The organism is Candidatus Poriferisodalis sp., from assembly GCF_965221945.1.
Lineage (GTDB): Bacteria > Actinomycetota > Acidimicrobiia > Acidimicrobiales > Poriferisodalaceae > Poriferisodalis.
This window is the reverse complement of record NZ_OZ244925.1, coordinates 3005535-3020266: the sequence shown is the minus strand read 5'-3', so window position 1 is coordinate 3020266 and position 14732 is coordinate 3005535. Positions and strand designations below refer to the sequence as shown.

The following is a 14732-nucleotide window of genomic DNA, read 5'->3' as shown; positions in this document are numbered from 1 at the left end:
AACCGCCATTGCCCCCAATGAGCGCAGACGACGACCCGATCCTCGCGCCGCTGAATGCTGGCCAGCGGGCCGCCGTGTTGCATGGCAACGGTCCGGCGCTCGTAGTAGCCGGGGCTGGGTCGGGCAAGACACGCGTGCTGAGCCACCGCATCGCCTACCTGCTCGCACACCGCCACGTCAGCCCGTTCGGCCTGCTGGCGATCACGTTCACCAACAAGGCGGCAGGGGAGATGCGCGAGCGCATCGGCGGGCTCGTCGGCCAGGTGGCACACCGGATGTGGATCTCCACCTTCCACAGCGCTTGCGCCCGGATCCTGCGCAGCCACGCCGACGTGCTCGGCTACCCCTCCACGTTCAGCATCTACGACCAGGCTGACTCGCGGCGGCTCACTCGTGATGTCGTCCGCAAGTTGAAACTTGACCCCAAGCGATTCAGCGATCGAGGGGTGCATGCGACGATTTCGATGATGAAGAATCGCCTCACCACGCCATCTCAGGCAGCCGAATTGGCTGAAGGACCAAATGGCTCCGGTCCGTTCGACCGCCATGTTGCGCGCATCTACGCCGAGTACCAGAAGCGGCTGCAGCAAGCCGGTGCGATGGACTTTGACGATCTGATCATGCTTGGTGTGTGGCTGCTTGAGAACCATGCCGATGTGGCCGAGTATTACCGGCAGCGCTTCGAGCACATCCTTGTGGACGAGTACCAGGACACCAACGCAGCACAAGTACGGCTGATCGGCCAGTTGTGCGGGCCGGCACGCAACGTCTTTGTGGTGGGTGATTCCGATCAATCTGTGTACGCATTCCGTGGTGCCGACATCACAAACATTTTGAATTTCGGCACCACGTTTGGCGACAGCGCTACGTATGTGTTGGATCAGAACTATCGCTCCAGTCAGGCGATTCTCGACGCTGCGAACTCGGTGATCCGCAACAATCTCGGCCGGCCGCCCAAGAACCTGTGGACCGACCGATCCGGTGGCGCAAAGCTGATTCGCTACCGCGGAACCGACGCCGAAGACGAAGCCCGCTATGTCGGTGCCGAGCTGCGACGCATGTACGCCGACGGCCAGATCGATTGGTCCGATGCTGCAGTCTTCTACCGATCCAATGCACAATCGCGTGCGATTGAAGCAGCGCTCGTCGCTGGCAAGGTGCCGTATCAGATCATCGGCACCCGCTTCTACGACCGCCGCGAGATCAAGGACGCGCTGGCGTTCTTGCGGGTGACCGTAAACCCTTCCGACGAGGTGTCTCTCAAGAGGGTTGTCAATGTGCCTGCTCGTGGAGTCGGCGAACGCACGATCGCAAAGCTTGAAGACTTTGCCGAGCTAGAGGGCGCGCCGTTCGCTGCTGTGCTCGACCGAGTTGATAAAGCGGGTGTGCGCGGAGCGGCTCGTGCTGGGCTGCTTCAGTTCCGCAGCGTTATCGAACGTGCTACAGCCCAAGTTGCCAACGGCCCCGCTGCGGTTCTGAGGGCAGCGCTCGAGGCTTCCGGTTACTTCCAGCAACTCGAAGACGAGATCAGCGCGCAACCGGAAGCAAGTATTGAGCCCCGTGGGCGCATTGAGAATCTTGAAGAGCTGATCGGGGACGCCGAGGGATCCGAATCGTGCGGTGAGTTCCTTGAGCGAGTGTCGCTTGCGAGCGATGTGGACGCAATGCGCACCAACTCGCAGGTGACGCTCATGACGCTGCATTCCGCCAAGGGGCTCGAGTTTGACGTGGTCTTCGTGACCGGCATGGAGGAGGGTGTTTTCCCACACTATCGATCCATAGCCGATCCCGGCGAGCTGGAAGAAGAGCGCCGGCTGGCCTACGTCGGCATTACCCGCGCTCGCGAGCAGCTGCACCTGACGCACGCTTGGAGCCGGATGCTGCACGGTCAGACTCAGTACAACCCGCCCAGTCGGTTTCTCTCGGAGATACCCGAGGACTTGCTCGACGACCGTTCACCCGACACCGGCCGCTACGGCTCGTCGTGGCGGTCGGCGACGAGCGACTGGGGCGCCAATCGCGGTGCTGGCGTGCGTAGCGGCAGCGGAACTGGCCCTGCCAGCGAGTACAGCCAGCTGGACGAGACAGAGCTAGCCGGCCGGAGCCAGCCGCGGACTGAACCTGCCCGCCACGATGACAGCACCGCAAAGGGCCGCGAGACTCGGCGGGAGGAGGCTCGCCGCCGGGTCGCTGCCCGGATGGGGGAGCCCAAGCCTGCGCCGTCGGCAGGGCTCGATTACGGCGTCGGCGACGACGTGTTGCATGCCAAGTTCGGCGCTGGCGTCGTCCAGGACGTGCGTCCAGATGGGGATGACTGGGAGGTCACCGTCCACTTCGCCGACGGCGGCCCCAAGACGCTCGTCGCCAGCTTCGCCGACCTCCGCAGCATCCGATCCTGACCGACGCCGGTGCGTCGGCGGGCCGGGTATAGCTCAGGTGAGCGCGCCGATGGTCAACGGCACCCAGATCGTCAGCATGAAGCTGGCCATTGTCAGCATGAGCATGCGTGTCTGCTTGGCGAGAGCCGTGCTGATGGCCGCGTCGACGTAGTGCTCCAGTGCGCGCAGGTCGGCTTTGGTGGCTGTCTGCAGTGCACGCAGGTCGGCTTTGGTGGCCACTTGGTCTGCGCCGTCGGGGAGGATGCACTTCATGAGCGTGTTGGCGGGCTGCTCGCCCAGGGTGTTGATGAGCTGCTGCACCATTGCGGTGCGTTCGATCTCGTCGATCGCCACGCTGGTCTCCTTTACGATAGAGGGTGCCCGAAGGGCCGGATGGCAGGGAAGGACGCCACTCAGCAGCAATGGGCAACTGTAGGCAGGGGGTGCCGGGCCGCTGGCTCGATTTCTTCGGCAGCGTCCGTGCGGCGGGCAACAGCGGGCGACAAGCCTCCCCTCCTATGCTCCCCGCCGTGGATCTCTTCGAGTATCAGGGCAAGCAGTTCTTCAAGAGCTATGACATGCCGGTATCCGACGGCGAAGTTGCCTTCAGCGTCGACGAAGCAGTAGCCGCTGCGCAGCGCCTGGGTACGCCGGTGATGGTCAAGGCGCAGGTGCACACGGGCGGTCGTGGCAAGGCGGGCGGCGTGAAGTTCGCCGCCACCGTCGACGACGCGCGCACGCACGCTGACAACATCCTGGGGCTCGACATCAACGGCCACATCGTGCGGCGGCTGTGGATCGAACAGGCGTCCGACATCTCCGAGGAGTACTACGCCAGCTTCACGCTGGATCGCTCGGCCAAGAAGCACCTCGGGATGCTGTCCGCCGAGGGCGGCGTGGAGATCGAGACCGTTGCGGCCGAGAACCCCGACGCCATCAGCAAGGTGTTGGTGGATCCTGCCGAGGGACTCACCGCGCAGGCCGCTCGGGCCTGGGTCGAGGGTGCCAACCTCAACCCGGTCGCCACCGATCAGGCCGTCGAGATCCTGCAAAAGCTCTACACGGCCTACACCGAAGGCGACGCCGACCTCGTCGAGATCAACCCGCTCATCCTCACGCCCGACAACCGGGTCCACGTCCTGGACGCCAAGGTCACGCTGGATGCGAACGCGGTGTTCCGCCATCCGGACTATGCCCAGTACGACGAGACGCAGCCGCGTGACGAACGCGAGGAAGCCGCGCACGCCAAGGGGCTGCAGTACGTCGGCCTGGCCGGAAGCGTCGGCGTGATCGCCAACGGCGCCGGACTGGCAATGAGCACCGTCGACGTCGTGAACCAGGTGGGCGGGCGCCCCGCCAACTTCCTGGACATCGGCGGCGGTGCGAATGCTCAGGTGATGGCCAACGCACTCGAGGTGATCAACAACGACTCCGACGTGCGAGCCATCTTCATCAACATCTTCGGCGGCATCACCCGCGGCGAGGAAGTGGCCAACGGGATCATCGGGGCGCTCGAGGCCGTTGACATCGAGGCGCCGATCGTGCTGCGCCTCGACGGCACCAACGCCGCAGAGGGTCGCGAGATCCTCGCCCCCTATCTCAACGAGAAGCTGATGATGGAACCGACCATGCTCGACGCTGCCCGTCGAGCCGTCGCGCTGGCCGCGGTTGCGAGCTGAACGGGAACGTCAGATGAGCATCCCCCGAAGGGCAATTCGTGCAGATCATCGTGATGCGGTCGCGGCGGCCGTGACAGGAGCGTGACGTGAGCATCTTCGTCGACAAAGACACCAAGGTCGTCTACCAGGGCCTCACGGGTTCCCAGGGGCGCTACTACGGCATGCTGAACCGCGACTACGGCACGAACGTGGTGGCGGGCACCAATCCTCGCAAGGCCGGCACGGACGTCGAAGGTGTGCCGGTGTTCGCCAACTGCACCGAAGCCGTTGCAGCGACGGACGCCAATGCCTCGTGCATCTTCATTCCAGCGCCGGGGGTGTTCGGTGCGGTGCTCGACGCCGCCGAGGCTGGCATCGAATTCGTGGCCTGCATCACCGAGGGCGTGCCGGCACACGACGAGGCCCGGTTCTTCAACATGCTGAAGCGCGACTATCCCGGGGTACGGCTGCTGGGGCCGAACTGTCCAGGCATCATCACGCCTGGCGAGTGCAACATCGGCATCACCGCAGGGCACATCGCCAAGGAAGGCGGGCCGGTCGGGATCGTGAGCCGCTCGGGCACGCTGACCTACCAGGCGCTCTACGAGCTGCAGCAGAAGGACATCGGCGTCACCACCTGCGTGGGCATCGGCGGCGATCCCGTGCCGGGCACCTCGTTCATCGACTGCCTCGAAGCGTTCGAAGCCGATCCTGACACCAAGGCAGTGATGATGATCGGCGAAATCGGTGGTTCAGCCGAGGAAGAAGCCGCTGAGTTCATCAAGCACAACATGTCCAAGCCGGTGTCGAGCTACATCGCGGGGGTGACCGCGCCCCCGGGCAAGAAGATGGGCCACGCTGGCGCCATCGTCTCGGGCGGCAAGGGGACGGCTGCGGCCAAGATGGATGCGCTGCGTGATGCTGGCGTTCGGGTTGGGCTCAATCCGACTGAGGCTGGCGAGCTCATGGCGGAGATTGTCGCCGCTTTGTAGGGCATCGATGGCGTTCACGTAAATCTGAGCCGACCTGAATGGCCAGCGTGTTACGGTGCCGGCATGGACCCGGCGGCGTACGTGCAGATCGCCTCGATCCTTCTCGGCGTGCTCGCAATCGTCTGGCATCAACAGCGCAGTCTTGACAAGGTGCGGACCGAGGTCGCGCAGCTTGGGCAGCGGCTGGCGCGCATAGAGGGCTTCCTCGGCATCGGCGTTCCTGCCGAGGCATCTCAGCGGACTCCAGGGGCTGCCGCGCCGCAGGCCGACGCTTAACCCGCCGCTGCGGCAATCTCCTCGTAGATCCGCAGCAGGGTCGCTGCATGGGCTTGCGGGCCGAACGGCGCGAGCGCGGCCGTGCTGGCTGAAGCCGCGACGTCAAGGTTCGACTGCAGGGCGGTGCCGAGCGCATCAGCCAGGGCGTCGGCGTCGCCGGGCGGGACGAGGCGGCCGTTGTCACCGTCTGCGATGAGGTTGGGCGCGCCTCCCACTGCGGTTGCCACGACGGGGCGTCCTGCGGCGAGCGCTTCGGCGACCACCATGCCGAAGCCCTCGCGGCGGCTTGGCACGCACACCAGGCGGGCTCGCTGATACCACTGGCCGACTTCGCTGGGGGCCACCGCGCCGACGAACTGGACTGTCACACTGCGTCGCAGAGCCAACGCTTCGAGCAGAGTCCGGTCGGGGCCGTCACCGACAATGACGACCTCGGGCCGTTCGGCGGTCGGCATCAGCGCCACGGCCTCGATCAGCACGTCGAAGCCCTTTTCTGCCATCAGGCGTCCGACAGCGACTACGGGGCCGTCGGTGGGCAGCAGCGTGGGCGATCCGAGTCGTTCGGTCCTGACGGGCATAGACACCACTTGAAGCAGCGGCCCGGCTCGGCGTCCCGTTCGTTCGGCACTGGGCGGCGGATGCAGGTCACCCGGGCGCGGCACCAGCGATGCCGCCCAGCCACGCAGGTCTTCGGACACAGTGACCACGGCGCCTGTCCGGCGCAGCACCCGGCGTGCCAGCCAGCGATGCACCGCGTTGGTGGTGACCGCGGCGTCGGAACCGTGAATCTGCACCACGCTGGCGGCACCCCTCCCCGCTGCAGCGGCTGCAACTGCCACCAGCCCGCAGGGGAACCACCAGTGGCCGTGAATGACAGCGGGGCCGCCACCTGAGCGGGAACGAGCCTGGCGCGCGGTGGCCAGGGTGAGCCTGGCGATCATCGGGATGACCCACAGCGCTGACGGGCCGGAGAACACCCGGTAGCTCTCGCCGAGCGCCACCCGGGCCTCGACTCGGCTGGGGGCGAAGCGGACCCGGTGCACCTTGACGCCGCCCACGTCGTGGCGACGTGGTGCATCGGGATGGGCGGGGCACACCACCGTCACATCCGCACCTGCAGCGGCGAGCGCTCGAGCATGATCGGCAAGGAACGGCTTGTGATGGTCATCAAGCGAGGTCGGAAACCCCGGCGCAACCAACACCACTCGCATGCGCCCAGTCTGGCAAGCGAACCGTTGGCGGCAACGGGAGCGCGAAGTACTCCCCGCTGTGCACTCGCGGCAAGACGTATGAGTTGAAGATGGCCCTCAGTTCGCGTGCCGATGTGGGGGTTGTGTACTGCATGCCACGGAGAATGTGAATGTGCCCTCCGGCGTGACCTCAAAGATCGTTTGGTCATCATTCTGGGCTCCGACCACATATGATACAAAGACATTGAAATATATTGAAAATGATTTACACAGCTTGCTATCTGGCTGCTAGATTGGTTGATCGGTGAGTGCAGACGGATCGATGGCACGTTCTCGACGGCCAACGTCGAAAGGTGATTCGCGCGCAATCTTGGAGTCGTGGCTGCCGACGGGACCCGCTGATGTGACAGGCCTCCTCGCTGACTTGACGATGTTGACGGTCAATGGCGACTGGTCGCCGCTGACACTCGAAGCGTCACGCCTCGTGAGCGAAGCCACATCCGCATGCTGGGCCGATCACCGGCTGGTCGAGGCGCTCGACGAAGTCTTGGCGGCTGATGCGCGCGGTGAACTCGGCGACCAGCCGATTGAGCTTGCAGCGCCGGGAGCGAGCCCGCTCGACTGAATCGCTAGTTCGGGATTCCCGCGTTGGGGATCATGAATGCCCACCACGCGAGCTGCACTGGCAGCGACGCCAGCGCGGCATAGCGCACGACGCGGACACGCATGCACCACCCGATGACGGCGATCGTCGCCATGGAGATGAGCGCGACGGATCAAGCGGCGATTGGGTTCGGCGGGTGCGGATCGTCCCAATCCCCGATGAGGCCCATCCACACCACTGCGGACGACTGCCACCACACGAAAGCGCTCGAGAGCGCCCACGCGGTGAGCCGGCCGAACTTCGACCACCCGCCGAGTTCCCGGGGCGGCACGTTCGCAGGTGGTGCTGCAGGCACTGGACGCACATGATCAGTCTCGCGTTGAAGCGGACGCCGGTTGCTTCATGCTTGAGCGGGTGACCTCTCGAGGCCTCAGTACGCTCGGCGGGATGCTGGCGGGGCGCCATGCGGATGGCTTTGAGGGCCCACCGTCGTGAATAATCAGACCGGCAGCAAGGCGCAACGCCGAGTTGGCACAGCCGTGCGGTGGGTGCTCGGGTTGGCGACCGCTGCGGTGATCATCTGGCTGGCCGTCCGGAACTGGGATGATCTGCGCCAGATCGACCTCGATGTCGAAGCCGGCTGGCTGATCGGCGCGATCGCCACGTCTTTCGCGGCGACTCTGCTGCTGGCGGCCGGGTGGCGCGAGCTGATCGGCGGCTACGGCACACCGTTGGCGTGCCAGCCCGCGCTTCGCATCTGGATGCTGTCCCAAGCCACCCGCTACTTGCCCACTGGCCTGGTACCCATCGCTGCCCGTGCCTCCTTGGCTGCCCCGTTGGGTGTCAACCGGGCTGCCGCGGGCGCCTCAGTCGTGGTCGAAACCGCCACGCTCGTCGGTTGGGCCGCCGTATTCGCAGCGCTGTGGGCCCCGAGCGACTGGCTGGGCACCGCCGGCGGCTGGCTTGTGCGCATCGTGATCGGAGCCGGCGCAGCAGTCGGCCTGGCGACGCTGCCGTGGACGCTCGCTGGTGCCAGCACCTGGTGGCGGCGCGTCGACCGGCTCATGCGGCGTGTGGTGCTCCTGCGGCCGATTGCCGACCGCATCCCTCCCAGCGCGCTCAGCGCACAACGGTCGACGGTCTGGCAGGCGACGTTGATGTACGGCTCCTCGGTGGCGCTGCGGCTCGTGGCAACGGTGCTCCTGGCCCTTGCCGTGGTCGGAGCCGGTACCGGCGATGTCTGGCTAGTCGCGGGCGCAACGGCAGCCGGCGTGCTCGTTGGCATGGTCGGCATCACGCCGGCGGGGCTTGGCGTGCGGGAAGTCGTCGTGGCGGCGCTGCTGGCCGATCGTTTCGGCATCGGCGACGCGGCCGCGTTCGCCATCGCCGTGCGAGTGCTGGAATTCGCCCATGAGCTCGTGTTGCTGCCCATCGCCGCCGCAGTGGGCCGAGCGAGTTCGGCAGAAGCTCCCCGTTGAGCGATCCGGCGTCTGGGTCGGCAGGCTGTAGCGGTGCCGCACCGTGACATGATCGTGATCGGGGCTGGTCCCGCCGGTGCGGCGGCGGCCATGCGTGCCGCGGGCGCCGGTATCAAGGTGACTGCGTTCGAGAAGGCACCGCCGGGTCGCGACAAGGTCTGCGGCGACGGCCTGACGCCCCGTGCGGTCGCAGCGCTCGACGAGCTCGGCGTTTCGCTGGACGAAGCGCATCGCATTGCGGGGCTGCGGATGATCGCCGGGCGGCGTGTGCGCGAGCTGGACTGGCCCGCGAACGGGCAGTTCGGCCCGTACGGCGCCGTATGGCCCCGGCGCCGTCTCGACAGCGCTCTGTGTGAAGGCGCCGCTGCGGCAGGTGCCGAGCTGTGCTTCGGCACCGAGGCGCTGCCGATCGTCGAGGACGGCCGTGCGGTGGGGGTCACCGCCGCTCGAGAGCGCTGGACCGCCGATCTCGTCGTGCTCGCCGCCGGTGCTCAAGGCCAGGCCGCCCGCATGCTCGGCGCGCTGCGCGACCCCGCCGAGCCGTTCGGCCTCGCCATCCGCACCTACGCCGAGACGCCCCGCCACGCAGACGAATACCTCGAAGCGTGCCTGACGCTGCGTGACCCCGACGGCATGGCGGTGCCCGGCTACGGCTGGCTGTTCCCCGCTGGCGACGGCACGGTCAACATCGGTGTCGGTGCGCTCAACACCATGAAGGGCTTCGCGAAGCTCAACCTGAATCGGCTGTGTGACAGCTACCGCGACCTGGTGGCCGACAGCTGGCAGCTCGGCCCGTATCTGGAGCGCCCGCGTGCCTGGCGACTGCCGATGAGCGCCACGAAGCGCCACGGCCCCGGCTGGGTGGCCATCGGCGACGCGGCCGGGCTGATCAACCCGATGAACGGCGAGGGCATCGACTATGGCCTCGAGACCGGCATCCTCGCCGCCGACCTGTTCACAGTCGACCCGGCAGCGGTTGCCGACACCTACGACCGCATTGTCGCCGAGAAGTTCGACGCCTTCCTGCGCACGGGCCGACGATTCTCGTTCCTCATCGGGCACCCGCGCATCCTGCGAACGGGCCTGCGCCTCGCGGTCGGCACCGACGCGATCGCCAGCCTCACGCTGGCTGTGATGGGCAACCTCATCGACAACGAGACCCCCGGCACCGCAGGCCGGGTACTGGCCGCCGCCGACCGAGCGCTAGCGGCAGCGTCGCCTGCGCTGCGTCGCCTCCACAAGCGCCGCACCGCCCGCAACCGCAGCACCGCCTCCCACAACGCAGCCTCCAACGGCACTGCGTGAGGCCCGAGCACTCTGGGGTGGCACTACTGTTCACGCCGTGACGGCAGTGCTCTTGGACGGTCAGGCGCTGGCCGATCAGATCAAGGACAGCTTGCGAGCCAGGATCACCGCCCAGCGATTGGAACCCGGGCTTGGCACGATCCTGGTCGGTGACGACCCGGCGTCGCACAGTTACGTAGGCGCCAAGATCCGCGACTGTGCTGAGGTCGGCATTGACTCGGTGCACGAGCACCTCCCGGCCGACGTCACCCGAGCCGAGCTCAACGCCGTCATCGAACAATTCAACGCCGACCCGATGGTGCATGCCTACATCGTGCAGCTGCCGCTCCCGCGCCAGCTCGACGAGGAATCGGCGCTGCTCGCCATCGATCCCGACAAGGACGCCGACGGTCTGCATCCGGTGAACCTGGGCCGGCTGGTGATGGGCGCCGACGGTCCGCTGCCGTGCACGCCCCGTGGCATCCAGGTGCTGCTCGAGCACTACGGCGTGCAGATAGAGGGACGCCACGTGGTGGTCGTGGGCCGAGGCCTCACCATCGGACGCCCGATGGCGTTGCTGCTCGCGCTCAAGCGCCCGAACGCCAACGCGGCCGTCACCGTCGTGCACACCGGCGTGGCCGATCTCGGCGCTTACACCCGTCAGGCCGACGTTGTCATTGCGGCGGCCGGCGTACCTGGCCTCATCACGCCCGACATGGTGAAGCCGGGTGCAGCGGTGGTCGGCGGCGGGATCTCGCGCGAGGGCCGCCGGATCCTCTCTGACGTCGACGAGTCGGTCGGCGAAGTGGCTGGCTGGGTGACTCCCCGACTGGGCGGTGTCGGCCCGATGACACGGGCGATGCTGCTGGCCAACACGGTCGACGCAGCGGCTGAGATCGGCTGAGAGATCTCGCCTCAGTCATCAGAGCTCCGACAGATTTAACTGTTCGCGTCAGTATGTGATCGCTAGCGATCACATCTGAGCGCGGGCAGGCATACACTGAACTAGTCTTCCGTTGGGTGTACGCAGACAGAGGCACGCGATGACGAAGCATCCGGAGTGGCAATCTGCTCAAGAGTTTTTGGCTGCTGCGACCGCGACCGCGGCCGCAACGAGGAATACTCGATTGAGCAGGTGGGCAGTCGACGACGAGCGCCGCGAGTCCTGGAAGCGCCATTGCGTCAGGCTCGGACTCGAGGTGCTCACCCCGACTGCTTGCGCTTACCTCTACGACCGCAGCCCGACAACGGTGCGAGCCGTGAGGCGAAAGGAACAGGCCGAGGCCGTGGCGTTCACCGTCTGCCTTGGCGGAGAAAGCGAGCGCGATATGCACTTGCTCCGGCTCGCGTGGGCAGAGACCAAATGGCCGCGGCCCAAGGACTTCACCGATCGGCTCGCACTACTGCGCGAGCAGGGTGAGGTGATGAGTTTCGGAGGCGGCGTGTCGTATCTCGTTCTATCGCCGACGCCGATTCGAATGGCCGGCGACTCGGAGATCCCTCAGGCCATCGCGAGGGAGGCCGCTGAGCGCAGGGACCGCGCACGACGGGAAATCCTGAAGTCGCGTGGAAAATACCGAGGCGCTTCCGCTTACCTTGATGCAGCACGCAGAGAGGACGCGGAGATCGAACGGCGCCGAGAAGCAGAGCGCGTTGAGCGGCTTGAGTGATCCCAACAACAGCAGCCGCGCTCGCAGTCCACTCCCTCGATCGAGCTGTAGGTGCCGGAACGTCCGCCAGTGGTAGTTCTCGACGCGTGGGTCGTCGTGGGCTTCTACGACGGTGAGGAATTCGCAGCGTCCGAGTTCGGTCGACTGCTGGAGGCAGACGACGCTGTCACTGTCATGAGCACAGTCAATTTCGCTGAAGTGTGCAGCGGTCTGGCGCGTATTCGCGGCTTGGCCTCGACTTCACGCGACACCGAGTGGTTGCGTGGCTATGTGGTCCTCGATCCAGTGACATCGGACTTGGCTGAGACAGCGGCTCGGATCAAGCTCGGCTTTCACATGTCGCTCGGCGATGCCTTCGCTGCTGCTACCGCGCTTGCGTATGACGCGCCGCTGTGGACCGGTGACGCAGAGTTGTTGTTTGACAACGCGTTGTGGCAGGCGACCGATCTGCGACATGACGAGCGTCGTCAGCTGCACGCCGATCAGATTGAAGACGGCACGAAACAGGTCGGTCGACGTTCCTCTGGGCCGCTGGCCGGCCTTGATTCGGACACGCTGGCCGAGTATGTCACTGCTCCGCTTCGAACAGGTGCGGAAACGGAGGCGCTGCGCTAGAAACGCTCGCGCCTAGCGCGACGCAATCGTGCCCGCACGTGACCCATGGAGAACGCCGTGAACGATCCAGCCAGGAAAGAGCCAGTCCGGGTTGCCGTGACCGGTGCTGCGGGCCAGATCGGCTACAGCCTGCTGTTCCGGATCGCCTCGGGAGCGATGCTCGGCCCCGACCAGCCGGTTGAGCTGCGAATGCTGGAGATCCCGCCGGCGATGGGTGCGCTCGACGGCGTGATGATGGAACTTGACGACTGCGCGTTCCCGCTGCTGGCGTCGCGCACCGGCACTTCGGATCCGAACGAAGCGTTCGAGGGCGCCGACTACGCATTGCTGGTGGGCTCGATGCCTCGCAAGGCGGGCATGGAGCGCAGCGACCTGCTGGCGGCGAACGGCGGCATCTTCACCGTGCAGGGCAAGGCGCTGAGCGACGCTGCGAACCCGGGCGTGCGGGTGTTGGTGGTGGGCAATCCGGCCAACACCAACTGCCTGATCGCCATGCGTAATGCGCCCAACATCGCCAATGGGCAGTTCACCGCCATGACCCGCCTCGACCACAACCGCGCCATTGCCCAGCTGGCCAACAAGGCCGCCATGTCGGTGAATGACGTGACCCGCATGACGATCTGGGGGAACCACTCCGCCACGCAGTATCCGGACATCTTCCATGCCGAGGTGGGCGGCCACAACGCCGCGGCGCTGGTGGACGACCAGGCGTGGCTGGAAGACGACTTCATCCCGACCGTGCAGCAGCGGGGCGCGGCGATCATCAATGCCCGTGGCGCATCGTCGGCTGCCTCGGCAGCATCGGCCGCGGTGGATCACATGCGCGACTGGGCGTCGGACACTCCCGGCGGCGATTGGGTGTCCATGGCTATCCCCTCCACCAGCGACTACGGCGCACCCGAGGGCATCATCACGTCGTACCCGGTGACCGTGGCAGGCAGCCAGTACCACGTGGTGACCGGCCTCGAGCTCGACGGCTTCAGCCGCTCCCGCATCGAGGCCTCATGGGCCGAACTCGTCGAAGAGCGCGACACCGTCGCCGGAATGGGCCTCCTCGGCTGACTTCTCAGCTCGAGCGCCGCACTATCGACGATGTGCAGGTGGTTTAGCTGCGTATAAACTACCTGGCGATGGCGCCGGGACGCTGGAGGCCTCATATGAAGATCACCAACACCGGAAGTTCGGACGACTTTGAAGAGGTCGACGACGTCCTCGATGGAATCAACCTCACTCACGCCGAACGATCCCGGATCGAGGACAGAACTGCCGGCTTGCTCGCCTTGGACGCCTGCTTGAAGAGCCTCCGAGTCGCCGCAGGAGTCCGCCAGACAGATGTGGCACGAGCGATGGATGTCACCAAGTCTGCTGTTTCCCAGCTTGAAGCCCGCGGCATGCTCGATGCCAAGCTCAGCACGTTGACTCGGTACTTCGCTGGCCTCGGATATCAGATCGAAATCACCCTCACCCCCATCGACGCGTGACAGCAAGGCCATCTGAGGTTCGCTTCGGCGCGAAATGCCTGCCGGGCAGAGGTCTCGTCGGTGCTAGCAGAACGGAATGCGGATCATCCGGTCTCGGCTGTTCACCGAGTCGCTCAAACGACTCAGGGCAAGCGACAGCGATCTGTTCATCGCCACTGCAGCTGATCTGCGGTATCTGATCGAGAAGCGCCGCGCCGCCGAACTCCCCCAAAGTCCGGTTCGGACTCGCCCAGTCGCATCACCGCAATCTGATGGGGGAGGTCCGCACCCATATCCGTGGACACCCCGCGTTCGTGAGAACCATCTTTGCGATGCCCTCCGACGAGTCAATGTGCGCCTTCCTGCTGCTAGGCGACAAGAACTCCCAGACTGCAGGTGCAGCAACTGGCAACGACTGGTACGACGAGGCCGTCCCTCTTGCAGATTCCCTCTGGGAAGCCCTCAACGCTTCTTAGCCGTCGGGCTGAAGGACGGCGTGACGTTTGAGCTTGGGTTACTCCGCGTCTGCGCCGGATAGCGACTCTTGTATTGGGTCCGAGTCGGCGGTGCTGCGCAGGTCGGACCAGATCTGGGCAAGCGCGTCGGTGGAGCGGCCGGTGCGCAGCTTGTAGAGGGGGTGGGGGGAGATGCCGTTGTTGGCTGCAGCCTGCTGAGCAGCCAGGGCGAAGCACACCACGAATCCCTCTGATTCTTGTCCCCGACCGCCCTGCTTCGTCGCGGAGACCGCGTCGGCGAACGACAGACGATGGACCTTCGCCATCGGCCCGGGCCAATCGAAGTCGTGACTCGCCAGATCGCTGAGTGCGATGTCGGCCCCGGTCTCCATGTCGACGGCCGCAACCAGCACTAGGTCGCGCCGCCCGCCTGACATTTCTTCGTGTAGTTCAGGATGCGCAATCCTTCATGGCAGCGTTCGCGCACCAGCCCGTCACGAATGGCCGCACGCAGTTCGCGGGCAGGCACCAAGTCGTCGATATGCATGGGCGGGAGTTTCACCCACGAGTCCCGTAGGGCCAAAGCGGTTTATTTCAGCCGGCGACGTGAGCTCCCCGCCTCGCAGTTGCCGAGAGCGGCGATCTCGACTGCTCCTCCAGCGGCGATCCCCC

At 65.8% G+C, this 14732-nt stretch carries 19 protein-coding genes; 13 read left to right on the top strand and 6 right to left on the bottom strand.

All coding sequences use genetic code 11. The features are described 5' to 3' along the window. Positions 1 to 17: 17 nt before the first annotated feature. Positions 18 to 2399: an ATP-dependent helicase gene (locus ACOQPH_RS14045; RefSeq protein ID WP_420621992.1), complete on the top strand. Its 2382-nt coding sequence runs from the start codon at positions 18 to 20 to the stop codon at positions 2397 to 2399. A gap of 33 nt (positions 2400 to 2432) precedes the next feature. On the opposite strand, the gene ACOQPH_RS14040 is transcribed toward ACOQPH_RS14045, so the two are convergent. Next, positions 2433 to 2732, bottom strand: coding sequence for a hypothetical protein (locus ACOQPH_RS14040; protein ID WP_420621991.1), 300 nt, complete (start codon positions 2730 to 2732; stop codon positions 2433 to 2435). Positions 2733 to 2908: 176 nt separating this feature from the next. Between ACOQPH_RS14040 and sucC the strand changes: the two genes are divergently transcribed. The 3 genes from sucC (at position 2909) to ACOQPH_RS14025 (ending at position 5304) form a co-directional block, all read left to right on the top strand. Further along, on the top strand, positions 2909 to 4057 hold the full coding sequence (gene sucC / locus ACOQPH_RS14035) for an ADP-forming succinate--CoA ligase subunit beta (RefSeq protein WP_420621990.1): 1149 nt from the start codon (positions 2909 to 2911) through the stop codon (positions 4055 to 4057). 86 nt (positions 4058 to 4143) lie between these two features. Then, positions 4144 to 5028, top strand: coding sequence for a succinate--CoA ligase subunit alpha (sucD, locus tag ACOQPH_RS14030; protein WP_420621989.1), 885 nt, complete (start codon positions 4144 to 4146; stop codon positions 5026 to 5028). A gap of 63 nt (positions 5029 to 5091) precedes the next feature. Next, positions 5092 to 5304, top strand: a complete 213-nt coding sequence (locus ACOQPH_RS14025) for a hypothetical protein (RefSeq protein ID WP_420621988.1) — start codon at positions 5092 to 5094, stop codon at positions 5302 to 5304. Here the strand turns inward: ACOQPH_RS14025 and ACOQPH_RS14020 are convergent. Beyond that, the gene (locus ACOQPH_RS14020; protein WP_420621987.1) at positions 5301 to 6515 is read right to left on the bottom strand and encodes a glycosyltransferase; all 1215 of its coding nucleotides are present in this window, start codon (positions 6513 to 6515) and stop codon (positions 5301 to 5303) included. The genes ACOQPH_RS14025 and ACOQPH_RS14020 overlap by 4 nt on opposite strands. 403 nt (positions 6516 to 6918) lie before the next feature. On the opposite strand from ACOQPH_RS14020, the gene ACOQPH_RS14015 reads away from it, so the two are divergent. Further along, the gene (locus ACOQPH_RS14015; protein WP_420621986.1) at positions 6919 to 7119 is read left to right on the top strand and encodes a hypothetical protein; all 201 of its coding nucleotides are present in this window, start codon (positions 6919 to 6921) and stop codon (positions 7117 to 7119) included. A 4-nt stretch (positions 7120 to 7123) separates the two neighbouring features. Here ACOQPH_RS14015 and ACOQPH_RS14010 read toward each other — a convergent pair whose 3' ends face one another. Together ACOQPH_RS14010 and ACOQPH_RS14005 are read right to left on the bottom strand one after the other, a co-directional pair. Continuing rightward, entirely contained in the window at positions 7124 to 7252 is a 129-nt protein-coding gene (locus ACOQPH_RS14010) for a hypothetical protein (protein WP_420621985.1), read from the bottom strand. An 18-nt stretch (positions 7253 to 7270) separates the two neighbouring features. After that, the gene (locus tag ACOQPH_RS14005; RefSeq protein ID WP_420621984.1) at positions 7271 to 7462 is read right to left on the bottom strand and encodes a hypothetical protein; all 192 of its coding nucleotides are present in this window, start codon (positions 7460 to 7462) and stop codon (positions 7271 to 7273) included. 127 nt (positions 7463 to 7589) lie between these two features. Here ACOQPH_RS14005 and ACOQPH_RS14000 point away from each other — a divergent pair, with 127 nt between their 5' ends. The 8 genes from ACOQPH_RS14000 (at position 7590) to ACOQPH_RS13965 (ending at position 14081) form a co-directional block, all read left to right on the top strand. Continuing rightward, positions 7590 to 8576 (top strand): lysylphosphatidylglycerol synthase transmembrane domain-containing protein, encoded by a 987-nt coding sequence (locus ACOQPH_RS14000; RefSeq protein ID WP_420621983.1) that lies wholly within the window; start codon positions 7590 to 7592, stop codon positions 8574 to 8576. Between the two features lie 33 nt (positions 8577 to 8609). Beyond that, complete coding sequence (locus tag ACOQPH_RS13995; protein ID WP_420621982.1) at positions 8610 to 9881, top strand: geranylgeranyl reductase family protein; 1272 nt, start codon at positions 8610 to 8612, stop codon at positions 9879 to 9881. Positions 9882 to 9918: 37 nt separating this feature from the next. Continuing rightward, the gene (locus ACOQPH_RS13990) at positions 9919 to 10764 is read left to right on the top strand and encodes a bifunctional 5,10-methylenetetrahydrofolate dehydrogenase/5,10-methenyltetrahydrofolate cyclohydrolase (protein ID WP_420621981.1); all 846 of its coding nucleotides are present in this window, start codon (positions 9919 to 9921) and stop codon (positions 10762 to 10764) included. A 223-nt stretch (positions 10765 to 10987) separates the two neighbouring features. Next, positions 10988 to 11530: a hypothetical protein gene (locus tag ACOQPH_RS13985; RefSeq protein ID WP_420621980.1), complete on the top strand. Its 543-nt coding sequence runs from the start codon at positions 10988 to 10990 to the stop codon at positions 11528 to 11530. Positions 11531 to 11599: 69 nt separating this feature from the next. Beyond that, positions 11600 to 12145 carry a PIN domain-containing protein gene (locus ACOQPH_RS13980; protein WP_420621979.1) on the top strand — a complete coding sequence of 182 codons (546 nt, stop codon included), beginning with the start codon at positions 11600 to 11602 and terminating at the stop codon, positions 12143 to 12145. A gap of 57 nt (positions 12146 to 12202) precedes the next feature. Then, complete coding sequence (locus tag ACOQPH_RS13975; RefSeq protein ID WP_420621978.1) at positions 12203 to 13207, top strand: malate dehydrogenase; 1005 nt, start codon at positions 12203 to 12205, stop codon at positions 13205 to 13207. Between the two features lie 95 nt (positions 13208 to 13302). Next, entirely contained in the window at positions 13303 to 13626 is a 324-nt protein-coding gene (locus tag ACOQPH_RS13970; RefSeq protein ID WP_420621977.1) for a helix-turn-helix domain-containing protein, read from the top strand. A gap of 293 nt (positions 13627 to 13919) precedes the next feature. After that, positions 13920 to 14081, top strand: a complete 162-nt coding sequence (locus tag ACOQPH_RS13965) for a hypothetical protein (RefSeq protein ID WP_420621976.1) — start codon at positions 13920 to 13922, stop codon at positions 14079 to 14081. 38 nt (positions 14082 to 14119) lie between these two features. Here the strand turns inward: ACOQPH_RS13965 and ACOQPH_RS13960 are convergent, their stop codons facing one another. Together ACOQPH_RS13960 and ACOQPH_RS13955 are read right to left on the bottom strand one after the other, a co-directional pair. After that, a complete protein-coding gene (locus tag ACOQPH_RS13960; RefSeq protein WP_420621975.1) occupies positions 14120 to 14497 on the bottom strand; it encodes a hypothetical protein in 378 nt (125 codons plus the stop codon). After that, on the bottom strand, positions 14473 to 14607 hold the full coding sequence (locus ACOQPH_RS13955) for a hypothetical protein (protein WP_420621974.1): 135 nt from the start codon (positions 14605 to 14607) through the stop codon (positions 14473 to 14475). Before ACOQPH_RS13955 ends, ACOQPH_RS13960 begins: the two co-directional genes overlap by 25 nt. Positions 14608 to 14732: the final 125 nt, after the last annotated feature.